This is a genomic window from Endozoicomonas atrinae (assembly GCF_001647025.1).
Taxonomy (GTDB): domain Bacteria; phylum Pseudomonadota; class Gammaproteobacteria; order Pseudomonadales; family Endozoicomonadaceae; genus Endozoicomonas; species Endozoicomonas atrinae.
The window spans coordinates 1-16814 of record NZ_LUKQ02000011.1 but is presented as its reverse complement, the minus strand read 5'-3'; the positions used below and the strand labels follow the sequence as shown (position 1 = coordinate 16814).

General features: G+C 50.3%; 14 protein-coding genes and 1 pseudogene. 3 read left to right on the top strand and 12 right to left on the bottom strand.

All coding sequences use genetic code 11. From position 1 onward, the window contains the following. Window positions 1-36: 36 nt before the first annotated feature. The 11 genes from AK963_RS02895 to yqeC all read right to left on the bottom strand — a co-directional run bounded on the left by AK963_RS02895 (window position 37) and on the right by yqeC (window position 13894). The gene (locus AK963_RS02895) at window positions 37-585 is read right to left on the bottom strand and encodes a putative antibiotic biosynthesis monooxygenase (RefSeq protein WP_066013977.1); all 549 of its coding nucleotides are present in this window, start codon (window positions 583-585) and stop codon (window positions 37-39) included. A 23-nt stretch (window positions 586-608) separates the two neighbouring features. Next, entirely contained in the window at window positions 609-1118 is a 510-nt protein-coding gene (locus AK963_RS02890; RefSeq protein WP_066013976.1) for a (2Fe-2S)-binding protein, read from the bottom strand. After that, window positions 1115-1990: a xanthine dehydrogenase subunit XdhB gene (gene xdhB / locus AK963_RS02885; RefSeq protein WP_066013975.1), complete on the bottom strand. Its 876-nt coding sequence runs from the start codon at window positions 1988-1990 to the stop codon at window positions 1115-1117. The genes AK963_RS02890 and xdhB overlap by 4 nt, the downstream gene beginning before the upstream one ends. Continuing rightward, complete coding sequence (xdhA, locus tag AK963_RS02880) at window positions 1977-4295, bottom strand: xanthine dehydrogenase subunit XdhA (RefSeq protein WP_066013974.1); 2319 nt, start codon at window positions 4293-4295, stop codon at window positions 1977-1979. Before xdhA ends, xdhB begins: the two co-directional genes overlap by 14 nt. 395 nt (window positions 4296-4690) lie before the next feature. Then, complete coding sequence (gene hydA / locus AK963_RS02875; protein ID WP_066013973.1) at window positions 4691-6130, bottom strand: dihydropyrimidinase; 1440 nt, start codon at window positions 6128-6130, stop codon at window positions 4691-4693. A 70-nt stretch (window positions 6131-6200) separates the two neighbouring features. Next, window positions 6201-7427 (bottom strand): YgeY family selenium metabolism-linked hydrolase, encoded by a 1227-nt coding sequence (locus tag AK963_RS02870; RefSeq protein WP_066013972.1) that lies wholly within the window; start codon window positions 7425-7427, stop codon window positions 6201-6203. A gap of 97 nt (window positions 7428-7524) precedes the next feature. Next, a complete protein-coding gene (gene dpaL / locus AK963_RS02865; protein ID WP_066013971.1) occupies window positions 7525-8718 on the bottom strand; it encodes a diaminopropionate ammonia-lyase in 1194 nt (397 codons plus the stop codon). Window positions 8719-8795: 77 nt separating this feature from the next. After that, entirely contained in the window at window positions 8796-9986 is a 1191-nt protein-coding gene (gene ygeW, locus AK963_RS02860; protein ID WP_066013970.1) for a knotted carbamoyltransferase YgeW, read from the bottom strand. 492 nt (window positions 9987-10478) lie between these two features. After that, window positions 10479-11060 (bottom strand): coiled-coil domain-containing protein, encoded by a 582-nt coding sequence (locus AK963_RS02855; RefSeq protein WP_139117216.1) that lies wholly within the window; start codon window positions 11058-11060, stop codon window positions 10479-10481. Window positions 11061-11440: 380 nt separating this feature from the next. Further along, the gene (gene yqeB, locus AK963_RS02850) at window positions 11441-13063 is read right to left on the bottom strand and encodes a selenium-dependent molybdenum cofactor biosynthesis protein YqeB (protein ID WP_066013968.1); all 1623 of its coding nucleotides are present in this window, start codon (window positions 13061-13063) and stop codon (window positions 11441-11443) included. 15 nt (window positions 13064-13078) lie between these two features. After that, window positions 13079-13894 carry a selenium cofactor biosynthesis protein YqeC gene (gene yqeC / locus AK963_RS02845; RefSeq protein ID WP_066013967.1) on the bottom strand — a complete coding sequence of 272 codons (816 nt, stop codon included), beginning with the start codon at window positions 13892-13894 and terminating at the stop codon, window positions 13079-13081. Between the two features lie 33 nt (window positions 13895-13927). Between yqeC and AK963_RS02840 the strand changes: the two genes are divergently transcribed. From AK963_RS02840 to AK963_RS02835, 3 genes are all read left to right on the top strand, one after another. Beyond that, window positions 13928-14560, top strand: coding sequence for an NTP transferase domain-containing protein (locus AK963_RS02840; protein ID WP_066013966.1), 633 nt, complete (start codon window positions 13928-13930; stop codon window positions 14558-14560). A 220-nt stretch (window positions 14561-14780) separates the two neighbouring features. Beyond that, window positions 14781-15026, top strand: coding sequence for a hypothetical protein (locus AK963_RS31180; RefSeq protein ID WP_083232415.1), 246 nt, complete (start codon window positions 14781-14783; stop codon window positions 15024-15026). After that, complete coding sequence (locus AK963_RS02835) at window positions 15026-16576, top strand: sigma-54 interaction domain-containing protein (RefSeq protein WP_083232414.1); 1551 nt, start codon at window positions 15026-15028, stop codon at window positions 16574-16576. Before AK963_RS31180 ends, AK963_RS02835 begins: the two co-directional genes overlap by 1 nt. Window positions 16577-16638: 62 nt before the next feature. On the opposite strand, the pseudogene AK963_RS31770 reads toward AK963_RS02835, so the two are convergent. Further along, a pseudogene (locus AK963_RS31770) lies at window positions 16639-16814 on the bottom strand (IS256 family transposase); the annotation flags it as partial.

Here is a 16814-nt window from a genome sequence, read left to right as displayed (position 1 = left end):
AGAGATAAAAAGGTCCTTTTGAAACTGTTTTATCGGCTATTTGCGGAATAACCAGAACGAAAAAACTTTGGTCATGGCGGGCATGACAGCCCACGTCATTAGCAATACGGTGCACATACAACTGACCAGAATGGCCAGGAAGCGGGGTACATTATCCGGTAACAGCATGGAAATTAGCGGGGGGATAAACAGAATCTGTGGATAAATTGCCAGCAGCGTTACCAGGGCCATACGGTATTTGGGTGGCTTCTGCAGGGGCGTGTCCGGTGGTTCAAACCAGAATTCGATGCCTTCAATCTTCTCTGCCTGTCTCGATTCGACCAGCTCAGGTAGCTTATCGAGCCATTGCTGACGAATTTCGGACTCTTCCCAGACCGACAGTGAGACATGATCCCGGAAACGAATCATGGCATGAACGGTATGGTCATCTTCGGTTGGAGGCTTGATGAACTGGGTTCCTTCATAGCCATCAAACTTTCTGGCGGCATCACTGATGCCTTTTACCCAGATTCGGTACTCCTCCAGCTTGCCGGGCCTTATGGTATTGGCAATCATCAGGGTGACCGGATCCGGGTTGTTAGCCATCAGTGTCCTCTCAACAGAGCCTTTTATTTCTGTCCACTATAGTACTGGATGCTTTTTTCTACCGCATCCACAACAGTCTGGTACCCTGTGCAACGACACAGGTTGCCTGCGTGCTCCCTGCGAATATCATCACGGTTGATACCGTTACTGCCACTCTGACAGCAGCCCCCGGCAGATTGAGCAAGCCCCTCTACATAAGAAGTGGTTTTCATCACCAGTCCGGGCGTACAGAAGCCGCACTGCACGGCACCGGCATCCACATAGGCCTGTTGCACCGGAGATAGCTCACCATTGACGCTTTCTCCTTCAATGGTACGTATCTCCCTGCCTTCAGCCCTGACCGCCAGGGTAATACAGCTATCAACAGGCACTTCATCAATCAGTACCGTACAGGCGCCACATTCGCCAACACCACAGCCTTCCTTGCATCCGGTCAGACCGTGATCTCTCAATGCTTCAAGCAATGACTGACGAACATCGATGACCAGTTCCACCGGTTTTCCATTCAGCTGGCATTGAATAATCTGTTTCATAGCTGGCCTCCAGCCCGAATCATGGCTTCGCTGATCACTCTGTCAGCAAGTGTACGGATAATGTGTTCGCGGAAATCCTTGCTGGCCCGCCAGGAGTTTCTGGGCGAGAGCTCTTCAAGCACCATGGAGGCAATATCTGCAATCAGTTTTCTGGAAACCGGCTGTCCAATAACTTGTTCTTCAAGCACTCGGCAGCGCTTGGGTACTGGGGCTGCGACCGTGTAGGCCAGGCGCAGGCTTTCGATGTGGTTATCTTCCAGTTTACAGGCAGCAGCACAGCCGATAGTGGCAATATCCATCGCCTTACGCATGGCGTATTTATAAAAATGACTGCCGGTATCTTGATGACTTTCAGGGTTGATGGTGAAGCGGGTCACCATCTCATCATCCTCAATATGAACTTTACCCGGGCCTGCGTAGAACTCTTCAACGGGCACTTCCCTTGTTCCCCTGTGGCTTTGCAGGGTGACTCTGGCATCAAACACCAGCAGAGGCGCAGCGCTGTCACCACTGGGTGCGCCATTGCAGATATTACCACCCAGGGTCGCCATATTACGCACCTGGGGACCTCCAATAGAGGAGGAGCCTTCCACCAGGGCGGGCAGCAGCCCATCATTCTTGAGGAAGTTAATCAGCCGGGTAAACGTGACCCCGGAGCCGATCTGAAGTTCACCATCCGGGGAGTGGGTGATCCAGGTCAGTTCGTCCAGATCATGGATATCCACGAGAGAGCCAAAACCGGATTTACCTTCCCGTAGTCTGATAAGTACATCGGTTCCCCCGGCAATCAGCTTGCTGCCGGGATTTTCCGCCAACAGGTTACAGGCGTGTTCGATACTATTGGCTCGATGATAGTGATCAATGGGAAACATGAGCAGTCTCCTGCGGTCTGTCAGAATCGAGCAATCCTGCGTCACGGAATGCAGGGAATAATGCCTTGGGAGACATGGGCAGCTGGTTCATGGCAACACCTGTCGCATCCAGAATGGCATTGCGAATGGCCGGCGCAACGGAAAGCAGAGGAGGCTCACCCAGGGACTTGTTACCAAAGGCGGCTGTCGGCTCATGGGTTTCAACAAAGTCACAGCTGATGTCTGGAGCATCCATCATGGTAGCGATTTTGTAATCCAGCAGGTTGTTGTTGTAGATCCAGCCGGTTTCCGGGTCTGCCAGCAGCTCTTCACTGAGGGCTCCGGAAATACCCATGCCGACACCACCATAAACCTGTCCAGCGGCCAGGTCAGGGTTGATGATTTTGCCAGAGTCATGAACGTTGCGAATGCCAAGGATTGATACCTGACAGAGGGCAATATCCACTTCCACTTCCACCAGGGTGCAGCCATAGGAATAGGCGTTCGTGGTCACCTTTCGGGAAACTTCAGCGGTTAACTGCTGCCCGCGGGTTTTGTGATAGTAAGCATCAAGAGCCAGCTCGTTTAAGGAGAGGCGGACAGTTTCATCACGATTGAGTACCGCATCTCCAGAGATGGTCAGCTGATCAACAGGCAGTTCAAGCATGATGCTGGCATGCTCAAGGATGCGTTGCCTGAGAAGATCACCGGTCTCTGCTACGGCCTGGCAGACAATATAGGTCTGTCTTGAGGCAAAGGAGCCAGGGTCAAAGGGCGTCGTGTCGGTATCCTGAGTGGACACCAGGCGAATGGCAGAGACAGGGATACCCAGCTTTTCTGCAGCCATCTGGGCAATAACGGTATCTGAGCCCTGGCCAATTTCAGTCGCGCCAATTTGAACGGTGACCCGACCATCCTGATTCAGAATCATCCGAGCGCCGGCAATTTCTACGGATGCAGGGTAGGTTCCACTGCCGTACGAGAAACACGCAACACCCAGTCCGCGCCGGATATTGCCGCTCTTGAATGCCTGATGTTCCTGTTTTTTCTGATCCCAGCCAAATGTCTCACGGCCTTTTTCCAGACATTCACGAATCCCGGCACTTTCAATGACCTTGCCAGTCAGAGGGTTGATATCTCCAGTCTGTGCAGCATTCTTCAAGCGAAAATCAATACTGTCCATACCAACCTTTCTGGCGGCCTCTTCCATCATGGACTCAATGGCATAAACCAGCTGGGGTGAGCCATAGCCACGCATGGCACCCGCAGAGGGCAGGTTGGAGTAGTGAGTGATTGCCTGATAAGAGAGTGCTGCATTGGGATAAAGAGGAACGACTTTGGAACCGGCCGCCTTGGCAATGGAGTGACCATGAGAGGCATAGCCCCCGGTATTGGAAGAAACATCCATGGCCAGGGCTTTGAGTGTGCCATCATTATTCACTGCACATTCCACATTCACCCGGAATGGGTGACGAATCCGTGTACTGCTCAGGCACTCCTCACGGGTCAGTTCCAGCATCACCGGAATGCCACCCAGTTTTCTGGTCAGGAAAGCAACCATCGGCTCAAGCACGACATCCTGCTTATTACCAAAGCCACCGCCAATAGCTGGCTTGATCACCTGAACAGTGCTCATGGGAATATCCAGAGCCTGACTGACAATTCGGCGGCAGATGTGGGGAATCTGTGTGGATGATATGACCACAATATGGTCAGTGTCGTCCATATAGGCCCAGGCAATGTGGTTTTCCATGTGACAGTGCTGAACCATCTGGGTCTGGAACTGCCCCGTCAGAGAGTGATCGGCTGCAGCAATAGCAGCCTGAACATCACCACATTGATAATTATGCTCGCCGACGCGGTTTCCACTGCCTTTGTGTAACTCTGTGGCCTTCTCATCCAGCGCATGATCATGATTTAGAATGGCTGGATACTCTTCATAAATGACCTTGATTTTTTTCAGTGCCTTGCTGGCCGTCAAACCATCGACCGCGACGACAATGGCAATTTCATCACCGTGGTAACGGACATAGTCTGTCAGCAGGAGACGGTCTTCCTTATCCCTTGCTGCCGGGTCGAGGTTAAAAGCATGACCGGCGGTGGCAAAGGGTATCCTGGGAATATCTGCAAAGGTGAAAACGGCTTCAACACCGGTTATGGCAAGGGCTTCAGTGGTATCAATATCAACCACCCTGCCGTGAGCTATGGTGCTGTGAAGATATTTGGCAATGCGTGTACCGGGAAGAGCCAGATCACCAGTAAAACGACAGCGGCCGGTTACCTTGGCTTTGGCATCCAGGCGCTCCTGTGAGAGTCCGACAGACATGGTTGATTCCTATTGTTTCCACAAAAGTTAGGCTCTGTTGACATCAGGTTGCAGGCTCAGCTCAAACCAGAGCGTTCGTGGCCAGGCGCAGGAGCGCAGGAATACCAACGTCTTTCAAGTTCCTGCAACGACGTCACGAGCACTCTGGTTTGAGCCCGGAGGGTGGCTCGTATAGCCGCCTTCCAGCTTCGTTGGACTGGTTTGATGTAGAACCACTACACCTGCACCAGTCCGCCTTGTGCAAGACGGCTATACGAGCCACTGAGCCTGCAACCTGATGTCAACAGAGCCTACGTGTTGACGCGTGACAAAAAAGCGCTGAACCACAAAGATCACGAAGGCCCATTTTTAAAAAGCTTCGTGCTCTTTGTGGTTCAAAAAAATGCTTGCCGAAATCACTTTTCCCAGTAACGGAAGCATTCGTTCAACGGTTGGCGATGCAGGAATTGTCCATGACCTGGCTTACCGGTAAAGTGCCCATCCCGCACAATAATTTCGCCTCTGGACAGGGTCATGATCGGATAGCCCTGCAATTTCATGCCCTCATATGGGCAGTAATCAGAGCGACCATGCATCAGTCGCTGGCTGAGTGTTACCTCTCTTTTTGGATCAATAATTACCAGATCAGCATCGGCTCCCTCTGCGATCAGGCCTTTGCGTGGGTAGAGCCCAAACAACTGGGCAGGGCGTGTACTGACCAGTTCAACAAAATGGTTGATGGAAATACGGTCTTTCATCACTCCTTCAGAGAAGAGCAGGGGTACACGGTTTTCAACGCCGGGAATACCATTTGGGCAATATTGGAAGCCATCCCGGCCCGCGCGTTTCTGTGCCATGGTGAACGCGCAATGATCGGTAGCTACCGTACTGATGGTACCGTCCATTACCCCCTGCCAGAGTTGATTCTGGTGGTAGCTGTCACGCAGGGGAGGGCTCATGATGTATTTCAACCCTTCATCATAAGGGTGTTCAGCGGCACCATTCTCACCGGTGGAGCTGTTGTATTTATTGATATCCAGTGACAGGTACTGGGGGCAGGTTTCAGCAAAGACCGCCTGTCCTCGCTGGTGTGCCTGACGGATGTATTCCAGACCAATGCCGTTGGAAAGGTGAACGATATAGATCGGTGCATCGCCTGCCAGTGTGGCGAGGTTGATCATGCGACCCACGGCTTCGGCCTCACACTCTGGTGGACGGCTCAAGGCGTGATAAATGGGGGCATTGGAACCCTGGGCGAGAACCTTTTCTTTCAGGAAGCGGATAGCTCCGTCGTTTTCAGGGTGAACGCAGGTAAGGGCATTCAGCTGGTTTAAACGTTCCAGTGCGGCAAGAACCTGACTGTCATCCAGTTTATAGCCATAGGTCAGGTAGAGTTTGAAACTGGAGATCCCTTCTTCCAGCACCATGGACTCCATTTCTTCTAGAATACTGTCGTCTATATGCTGGATGGTGCCGTGAAAACTGTAATCAATAACCGCCTTGTCACGGGCAAATGCATGGTAGCGCTCAAGCTGATGGTGCAGGGAGCATCCGGCGGGGCCAAAACCCATATGGTCAACAATCGTGGTGGTTCCACCGCAGGCTGCTGACACCGTGCCGCTGTAAAAGTCATCGCAGCTCTGGGCGATGCCAACATCGATATTCAGGTGAGTATGAACGTCAACGCCGCCAGGTATGACATAGTGACCGGCGGCGTTAATGATTTCGACAGAAGGGTCTTCGGGTAATTCAATATTCGGTGCAATACGCTCAATGATACCGTCACGGGTCAACAGGTCCGCCCGCTCACTGGTATCGGCATTCACCAGCGTTGCATTTTTTATAAGGACGTTCATGGTCCCGTACCTTTTTGTTATCAGCTCGCTCCCATGAAAAGCATGAGAGCGAGGGGTTTACTGGTTTTGCTTATTTTTCTTCCAGGTTATGCAGGTACATGCCAGGAATAGCAGCGTACATGGCAGCACACTTAACCAGATGGTCTTTCCAGGTTTTCTCGTCTGGAGCATGAGCTTCTGGCTCTTTACCAGGACCAAAACCAACAACCGGGATGCCATAACGGCCCATAATGGAAACGCCGTTGGTAGAGAAGGTCCACTTGTCCACCAGAGGCTTCTTGTCGAAGAGAAGCTCGAAGCAGTCACTGGTAACTTTGGTGACCAGGTGATCTTCTGGCAGTACCCATGCAGGGAAGTAGCACTCGGTTTCATAAACCAGACCGGTGTATGCTGGACGGTCATAGTTGTACATGGAAACCTTGGCATCCGCTGCCTGAACAGCTGGCAGTGCACGGATCTCTTCCAGAGCACCTTCCCAGGTTTCGCCCCAGGTCAGACGACGGTCGATGGAGATAGCACAGCTATCAGCAACGGCGCAGCGGCTTGGAGAGGTGAAGAACACTTCAGAAACCGTCAGTGTACCCTTGCCCAGGAACTCATCATCGCCCAGATTGTCAGCCAGTTCTTTGATCTCGTTCAGGATTGGGCCCATCTTGAAGATGGCGTTGTCACCACGCTCTGGTGCAGAGCCATGACAGCTGACACCGCTGACATCTACACGGATTTCCATACGACCGCGCTGACCGCGGTAAATGTTACAGTCAGTAGGCTCGGTGCTGACAACAAACTCAGGACGCAGTCCGGTTTCATTGATGATGTACTGCCAGCACAGACCATCGCAGTCTTCTTCCTGAACGGTACCGGTCACTACCAGTGTGTAGTCGTCTTCAAGGCCAAGGTCCTTGATGATCTTACCGGCGTAAACCATGGAAGCCATACCGCCTTCCTGGTCAGATGCGCCGCGACCACCGATGGTTTCTTCATCTTCGTAACCTTCATAAGGGTCGAAGGTCCAGTTGCTCAGGTTACCCACACCGACGGTGTCGATATGAGCGTCCATGGCAATAATGTGCTTACCATGGCCAATATAGCCGAGCACGTTACCCTGTGGATCGATGTCTACCTTATCAAAGCCAACCTTTTCCATTTCTTCCTTGATACGAAGAACCACTTTCTCTTCATCACAGGATTCACTGGGAATAGCGATCATGTCCCGCAGGAAACGGGTCATATCTGGCTTGTACTCTTCGGCTTTTTTCAGAATTTCTGCGAAGGGGATTTTCAGTTCACTGCTCATGGTTATCTATCCTTTGTTAGCGGGCAATGCAGTGAAGGATTGAACGAATGAATCCACTGCTGCACTGCCGGTTTTTTCTGTTTAAAAAATTGATTGATCAGATGCCGTATTTGCCTTCCCAGACCACGTCCTGGTAATTAACCGGGTCAGTATCACCCTCGGTATTGAACAGCAGGACAACAGAGTTCTGGTCAAGTCCCAGATCTTTCATGATGGCTTTGCCATCAGGGTGGTGTGCGATGGCGTAAAGTGTGCCGACACCAATAGCGCCGGATTCACCCGCGATAATCCGTTCATCGCCAGGCAATGGGCTGGCCTGGATGCGCATGCCCAGGGCTGCGGTACGGTCTTCTACAGACATGAAGTGACGGCTGCAGTTTCTCAGGACTTCCCAGCCCAGTGGGTTTGGCTCACCGCAGGCCAGGCCGACCATGATGGTATCCAGATCCCCGGTAACATTGACGGCAGAACCTTCGCCACTGCAGCCAGACTTATAAATACAGTCCGCTTGATGAGGTTCGGCGGTAATGCCGGTAAAGCGGTCAGCCCCAAAACGGTTGGCCAGATAACCCAGAACACCACCGGCCATGGCGCCCACACCGGCTTGCAGAATGGTGTGAGTAGGTCGATCAATGCCCATGGTCTGCATTTGCTCAACGGCTTCATCAGCCATGGTCATGTAACCCTGCATGATCCAGGTCGGGATTTCGGTATAACCTTCCCAAGCCGTGTCCTGAACCATCAGCCAGCCATTCTCGTCGGCATTCTTGCAGGCAAGGCGTACGGCATCGTCATAATTCAGGTCGGTAACAATGCATTCGGCCCCTAAACGACGAATGTTTTCTACACGCTCTTTGGCAGCACCCTTGGGCATGTAAACAACGGCATTCTGGCCAAGCTGCATGGCAGCCCAGGCCACACCTCGGCCGTGGTTTCCATCCGTTGCGGTTGCAAAGGTAATGGGCTCCTGTCCTTTCAGGCTGTCAAAGCTGAATTCTTCAAGTGGAATACCCAGTTTATTACTGACGCACTTGCCAATGGCGTAAGAGCCACCGAGCACTTTGAATGCGTTCAGGCCGAAACGATAGGATTCGTCTTTGACCAGAATTTTTTTCAGGCCAAGCTGGTGAGCCAGCTGGTCAAGAGAGCGAAGTGGTGTTGGTTCATAACCAGGAATTCGCTGGTGGAATTCACGGGCTATTCTGGCCACTTCGGTACTGAAGAGTGGTGAAGATTCACCGTTAAAGAAGCGGTTAGGCTCCTGTTTTATGGATAAGCTGAATTCTGACATGGCGTGTGCCCCCAAACACAAATGCTGGCAGCGCTCCCTGCTGCCAGTCTGGCGGTCAGGGAGCGTTTCCCGAAAAATCAGGCGTCAACGCGACGGGCGCCTTTCTTCATCAGGTTTTCCAGCACAACGTCTGGGTTGGCAAAGCGGCGGTTGAGGATCATGGAAGCAATGATGTAAGGCTTCCAGCCAGCTTCTTTGTAGGTGTCGATCAGGTACTTGTTGAATACACCTTCGGTTACTTCACCTTCCTTGCAGGAAACACCGGTGATGTCTGCAGGCAGGCAGTGCATGTAAAGCGCTTCACCATTGCGGGTATGCTTCATCATTTCTTCGGTGCAGTGCCAGTCTTTGTGCAGAGCGTTCTGAGCCAGGCATTCCTGTTCAAGGGTCTTCAGACCAGCGTGGTCGCCAGCTTTCAGCAGGTCAGTACGACGACCCATGACGTGGTAAGGTGCCCAGGACTTAGGATAAACAATATCAGCATCCTTGAAGGCTTCAGCCATGGTGCTTACCTGAGTGAAGCTGCCGCCACTTTCTGCTGCCTGGCGACCCGCAGTTTCAACGACTTCAGGAATCAGGTCATAGCCTTCTGGGTGAGCCAGAGTGACATCCATACCGAAGCGGGTCATCAGGCCGATGATGCCCTGTGGTACGGAGAGAGGCTTGCCGTAGCTTGGAGAGTAAGCCCAGGTCATGGCAATCTTCTTGCCTTTCAGATTTTCCAGACTGCCAAAATGCTCGATCAGCCATGCCAGGTCAGCCATGCTCTGGGTTGGGTGGTCGATATCGCACTGCAGGTTTACCATGCCAGGACGTTGAGCCAGAACACCGTTTTCCTTGCCGAAGTCCAGAGCTGAGCCAACTTCACGCATGTACTGGTTACCATAGCCCAGGTACATGTCATCGCGGATACCGATCACGTCAGCACAGAAAGAGATCATGTTGGCGGTTTCACGAACAGTTTCGCCGTGAGCAATCTGGGACTTGCCTTCATCCAGATCCTGGATTGCCAGACCCAGCATGTTACAGGCGGAGGTGAAGGAGAAACGGGTACGGGTAGAGTTATCACGGAACAGGGAAACACCGAGGCCGCTGTCGAAAACTTTGGTAGAGATGTTTTCGTTGCGCAGCAGGCGCAGGCCTTCTGCTACTTTCAATACCTGCTTCAATTCATCGGTAGACTGTTCCCAGGTCAGGAGAAAGTCTTTGCTATGCAGTTTGGTGTTCAGTGCCTTGATATCTTGAAGTAACTGGTCGAAATTGCTCACGGTATTTCCTTTTTTCTGAATATCAGACCCTTTGAGCGAAGACAGTGCTATCGGATCTGGGGTTGTTGTTTGACTGAGTCTGGCGCAGTTGAAGAGGCGACCCTGGTAAATCAGTCAGATGGCTAACTGGTATCTTTTAATAGCCAACTTGCGTGCCAACTTTTGTGAGGATGCTGTGAGAAAAGGAAAAACAGGGATGGAGTTCGATGTGTTCTGTTCGTTATTATCCTGCAGCCATTGATAACTGAGGGTTTTGGACGGCTGGTTAAAAAGTAAGTTAATAGAGGTGAGGCTGGCAGAAAATAAAAAAATGACTTGAAGCAAATTTTTATCAGCCCCAAAGATGCGACAGGTTCGTTTTGATCTATCAGTTTGATAATTTTAAAGTGCGTTGATAATCAAAGTGACAGTAGTTTGGTTAAATGAGGCAGGGCTTATGTCAACAAAACCTAAGGTACCTGCCAGATGTGCCAACAAGGGAGGTTGAAAAAATTACTTTTCTGGTAGCCGATGCTTGATCATCTGACCAAGAGTGAGAATGTCTTTTCGAACCTCTTTTACCTGACTCTCCACACCTTCAAGGCGTTGGTTAATGCCTCCAAGCCATTCATTAGTACTGCTGAGTCGCTCATTGTTTTCATCCAGCCGTTCATTGGCTTCGTCAAGTCGTTCATTGTTTTCACCGAGACGTTCATTCGTCTCGTTTAACCGTTCATAGGTTTCATCAACACGCTCATGGGTACCATCGACCAGTTTATTGGTTTCATCCAGCCGACCATTAATGGTGTCCAGATGCTCGCTGATATCATCCAGAATCTTATGGGTGTTATCCATTAACTCACTGGTACGCTCAAAACCGGACAATGTGGCCTGAGCCAGCTCCGAGACATCTTCCTTAACGCCGGTAACTTCAGCCTGAATCCCAGACATGTTGACTTTGACGCCAATGATTTCATGCTGGTTTTTAAGCGCGATGTGTTTGATATCCGCCATCGCTTTCACCAGGCCATGAATCGTGTTGTAGAGGGACTGGTGTTGTTTCTCCAGCATCTCAACTCTTGTTTCTAGCGACATACAGCTACCTGTCTTTTGTTGTGTTACAAAGCCTTGTGTTTAAACATTTTGTATTTAGACAGCCATAAAGCACTCGTATTAAAAATTTTTGTAAAAAAGCGAGTGCTATTTTTCAACCTGGTATTCAGGTGATGGCAGCTTTATAGATACAGCTGTGCACTGACTGCATGATCAGCATAGCAGAGCTTCAGAATGTCATCGGTTTTATTGATGAGAGAAATAAAAAGGGGGCTTTATAGTGGAATGGGGGTTTGGATTAAATTGAGTATGTCTACATGTTCTGCATGCACTGATTGAACCACGGAGATCACGAAGAGCACAAAGAAAGCGTTTGCATTTCCACTGTGAACGTTGTGACCTCCATGGTTCAAAAAGTAATCTCAAGGTGAAAGTTTCAGTATCGCTTCCAGAACCCCACCGGCAATAGCACGGGCTTTATCAGAAACGGTGGTATGATCAACACTGGCTCCTCGTGGGTCAATATCACCAATTTTGAATCCTGGAGGGACTTCAGATCCTGTGCTGATCATACCCCGAACCTTACCTCCAATCCGGGTAATCACCGGCTGGTTTCCAATCTCTGTACTGATGTTTGCAACGATCTGTCCTTCTTCAACCAGCTCACCAATGGCTACTTCTGGGATAACTTGACCGGCACAGGGGGCCCGTAATACTCGCTCTTCTGCGTAGCCCATGATAGTGCCAGGCTTTCCGGTATTGGGTTCAGCTTCTCCCTGGTAAATGACTCTGGCCAGGTTATGACCCCGGCAGGTCTCAATGACGGCATCAACATCCTGTCCCGCATTGAATCCAGGGCCAAGCGCAATGGTCACCGGTGCCATTTTCCGATGCGTCCCCAGGTTTTGCTTGGCCAGAATGCCATCAACCAGTACCGCCGGTTTAAACTGACGGAGTGTCTGGCCATCCGGATCGACCATGATCGGGATACGACCGTTATTGATAATTCTCAGTGCATCAGCAACGGACCGGGCTTTTTGTGCAGTGATGCCCTCAACGGTTATCTGACCACTTTCGTTCAATAGAGCACCAGCGAAAGAAACATTGGTACGAATCACCGTTGGTTTTGGCAGATCCAGCATGACCACTTTATAGCCACTGTTATGCAGTTTGACGGCAGTACCGGATGCCAGGTCACCAGCACCCCGGATGATCACAAGATTATCATGACCATTGGTTACAGAAGAGAGTATTGCTGGCTTCCCGCCACTTTTTCTTAATGTCTTGCCACGGGAAAGTGCCAGAATTTCTCCCATAATACTCACCGCAATTTCTTCCGGGCTTTCTGCTCCAATATCCAGACCTACCGGGGTGCGAACTTCTTGAAAACGCGCTTCGCTGATTCCGAGTTCAAGGCATTTATTATGAAGCGTTTCTACCTTGCGACGACTGGCCAGCTGACCGATATGACGGGCCGGGCTTTTGAGAATGGCTGGTAATGCGGTCGTGTCTTCATGGTTGGTTGCAATGATGACCTGTGTATTGTCTCGAATGGTCACCTGATCAATGGCATCCTGAATAGTCTCTCCCAGAATAAGCTGAGTATTGGGTGGAAACAGCTTTGCATTCAGGTTGGGTTCCCATGAGTCTACAACGGTAATCCGGTAACCCAGCTCGGATGCCAGTTTTGCCACGGCACGGTTCACATGACCCCCACCGATTAACAGCATGTCCGGGCGGATGCCCTGCACATCAATATGGACGGTCATGGTTCCACCGCAGTCCATATCCATGGCATCTTTGCCGGTTCTGGACATACTGCCTTTTACCACTCTGGAGCGACCTTCCTTCAATGCATCAATAGCTTCACTGATCACATGCCGCTCGATCATGCCGCCACCAATGGTTCCCTGGGTCCGGCCATCTTCCTGTATAAGCAGTATGGCATCATGACGGGGAGCAGACCCTTTGGTTTCTATAATTGAGGCTAAAGCAAAAGGGGTATTCTGTTCATAGAGTCGAGCCGCTTCTGCAAAAATGTTCATTGGTTTCCCCCATTATCAAATTAAATGATTATTCTCAGATGATTCAGTTTTCCAGGTGATACCCTCTACAAATGGGGCTGACTGGCTCCGGAAACTGCTAATGACATAGTGATGAAGTGGTGGTGAAAGGGATTGCACCGATGCGATAAATTCTCTGGCACATGTGCGGTCTGAAAGCTGGTCTACCTGATTGATTAGCCAGACCTTGCGTGCGCTGGCTGGTGCATTTTTGAAAAGGCCGTGCTTGTCATTAAGTAGTGGAAACAGGGTTCTGGGGGTTGGTCTTTCACCTTCAGACAACCCGGTAATATTGACGAACTGTTCCCAGCGGTGAATATTCTGTGGGCTGACAGGATTAGAGATACCATTCCAGCCGGTCACACCTATAATGATCTGGCAGTCGTCAGGCAGAACTGGTTCATCATCTCTGGGGGCTTTTAATGGCCGCTGTCTGGAACCATCGGCCTCTATAAGGATGTTGTCGTATATATCAAGTTCGATCAGTTGCTGGATATCTGCGAGAGACAGTCCCTTCAGTTTTTCAGGGTTCTCGTCTGGGAAGCCTGCTAACGTGATTGATGACGCCTTGGGTTCGATTCCTGCCTGTTCAAGAACATTACTTTCAATCAGTCGGTCTATATATTGACCAAAGCCAGTTTGAGAAGGCCGGAAAATTCGTGTCGTCGTGGTCAGCAGTACTCTGTGTCCCAACTGCTTGAACTGAAGCGCAAGGTATTCCAGGCAGCTGGTCTTTCCTCCGGCTCCGGTTGCCGCAATAATGCGGTCTTCTTCCGGGCTTATCCATGACAGGCTACCTGGAAACTTGAACATGACATTCTCCCTTGAATTGATGAGAGCTTCACTATGTCAGCGGATTTAACCAAACCTGTGGATTGTCTGATCACTGCAGCAGGGCTCTCATCACGAATGGGGCGCTGGAAAATGATGCTGCCCTTCTCCAACAGGGAAGCGAACAGAGAGTCAAATAAAGAGCTGGACGGCAGTGAAACCATTCTTGACTGCAGCATTGCCAATGCGCTCTGTTTCTGCCAACGGGTTATTCTGGTGACGGGCTACCGAGGTGAAGAAATTCACTCACGATATGAGAATCACCCCCGAATCAAGCTGGTTCACAATCAGGCGTACTCCCTTGGGCTTTTCAGTTCAATTCAAGCGGGTATCAGTCATTGTGAAACGGACTATCTGTTTATCACCCATGGTGATATGCCGCTGATTCCTCCCACCGTATTCTCCGAACTCTGGCGACAACGGGATTTTGATACCCTCTTTCCCGTCGTAAGCGCTGCTGATGAGCAACCAGGTCACCCGGTCCTTTTGCATCGCAGTGCATTTGAAGCCATCCTGAATGCTCCTCCCCAGTCCCGGATGAAATCCTTGTTACTGGCTGCTCCCCATCGTTATATCTCGGTGGGCACTGATGCCATTCATCAGGATATTGATACGCCAGAACGCTACCAGCAGCTGCAATTAGCATGACAATGATGCGCACTGGCTGTCCGTGACTTGAGTCAATAACTGGCAGTTAACCGAATTGAATATCTGTGAAAACAATTGAACTGGTTTTCAAAGCCTTTCGTTGATTAATTGAAAAGGGACTGTGTCGTATTTATCCGTTCGAAATACTGCTCTGGCTCAAGGCACTGAGCTCTTCTGAAATGGACAATAAAGGGGTAATCACACAAGAAGACCCCAAAAGATGCAGTCCTCATCCCGCTTGATGTCCATCCAGTCTACGGTGCTCCGTTTTGTACAGGTACTGTCCAGAATGTTGAATCTGGATGTGGAAGTGGTGGATGACAACCTGGTACGGATTGCCGGTACGGGTCCCTACTCCAGTAATCTTGGTCGTCCGCTGACGACGGGGACCAATGCCTTCAAGTCTGTCATCAGCACCCGTCGTCATAAAGTGATTGAGCGTTCTGGTCAGGATCCGGATGTTTGATGTGCAGCCGGCGTGTGGGTTGCAGGGAAAAAGCGTTTCTTGGTGTCCCGGTTATCTTTCACGGTGACTGTATTGGCGTGATCAGCCTTGTCTGTTTCAGCGAAGAGCAGCGGGAAAAACTGCTGGGTAACATCGACTTCTATATTGAGTCCATTGAAAACACGGCACAGCTGTTTATTGCCAAAACCATGGAGAGTATCTACCACGATAAGGTTCGCCGCAGTGAATTGATGCTCAAGGACGTCGGGGAAGATTTGGTTGAAGGGTTGCTGGAGCTGGATAGCAAGGGAGTATGTCAGCATATGAACGCAGCTGCCAGAAAGTTACTGGGTGTGGAGTCCAATAGCCGGATCAATGGTGTTCAGGTAAGGCCTTTTGGGAGAACCAGGGAAGGTAACCATCAACAGGAGGAGTTTATTATTCAGGTGGGCGAGCAGGAAAAGATACTACCCGGTCGCATGCTGATACTGGATGAGCGCCGTTTCCTTGTGCTCCGGGCACAGTTTTCTGTGCAAGGTGTAAAACCTCTTCCTGGTAATCGAACAGAAATGGTTGGGAGCTCTCCCGCCGTTAATAAGCTACGTCAACAGATTGCACGAATTGCATCCAGCCCTTCCAGTGTGCTGATCCGTGGGGAAAGCGGTTCGGGTAAAGAAGTCGTGGCGCGGATGATTCATGAGTCTGGCAACCGTGCAGACCAGCCATTTGTTGCCATTAACTGTGCAGCTATCCCTGAACAGCTTCTGGAAAGTGAACTGTTCGGCTATGCCAGAGGGGCATTTACCGGAGCATCTAACCAGGGGCGGGAAGGCCTGGTGAAAAAGGCCGATGGCGGTACGCTCTTTCTGGATGAAATTGGCGATATGCCTCTGCATCTGCAGGCAAAGTTGCTTCGAGTCTTGGATCGCAGGGAGATCATTCCGGTAGGTGCCTCCAATGTCATTCCTGTGGATATCCGGGTTATTTCAGCCACCCATCAGAATTTTGAAAGTCTGGTCAGTGCAAAAAAATTCCGGGAAGATCTGTTTTACCGCCTGAATGTGATTCCTCTGGAATTGCCACCGCTGCGTGATCGGGTTGGTGATGTTGCTTTGCTCGTTGACTTCTTTCTAAAAAAGCATGCACTGGCTCTTGGGGTAACAAAACCTGGAATAACCATGGAGGCAATGGATGTGCTGACTATGTGGTCCTGGCCTGGTAATGTTCGGGAGCTGGCGAATACTATTGAATATCTGGTGAATATGGCTGAACCTGGAGAGTCGGTCACTGTCGATTTACTGCCTGCAAATATTTGTAATAATGATATGGCCCCATTACCAATAGATGATTTGGAAAGCCATATCGATGTTGATACCCAAACATTTTCAAAGAACCAGGAAGCCTTTAATCTGGAAAGAATGGAAAAGCTCCTGGTAAGCAGGGCACTTCGTTCTTTTGGCAAAAATGAAGGAAAGCAGCGTGTGGCAGATGAGCTGGGAATAGGCATTGCCACACTGTATCGTAAGATTAAAAAATATAATCTTGATCATGAAATGAGTGAATTTTTCTAGAATAACGCTAAGGTTGTTTTGAAGAGCCTGTAAATAATTCTGTGTAAACGCCACCAAAACTATTACTCCTTGAACCGGTCAGGAAACATAATTTCAAACCGGTTCATGGCTGCTTTCCAGTTCCTGATCGGCATGGTCCATTTCTCGGAAGCTTTTTCCATGGCCAGATAGATTACCTTCATGACTGACTCATCAGTCCGAAAAATCTTCCGGTTCTTGATCGCCTTACGAATGACGC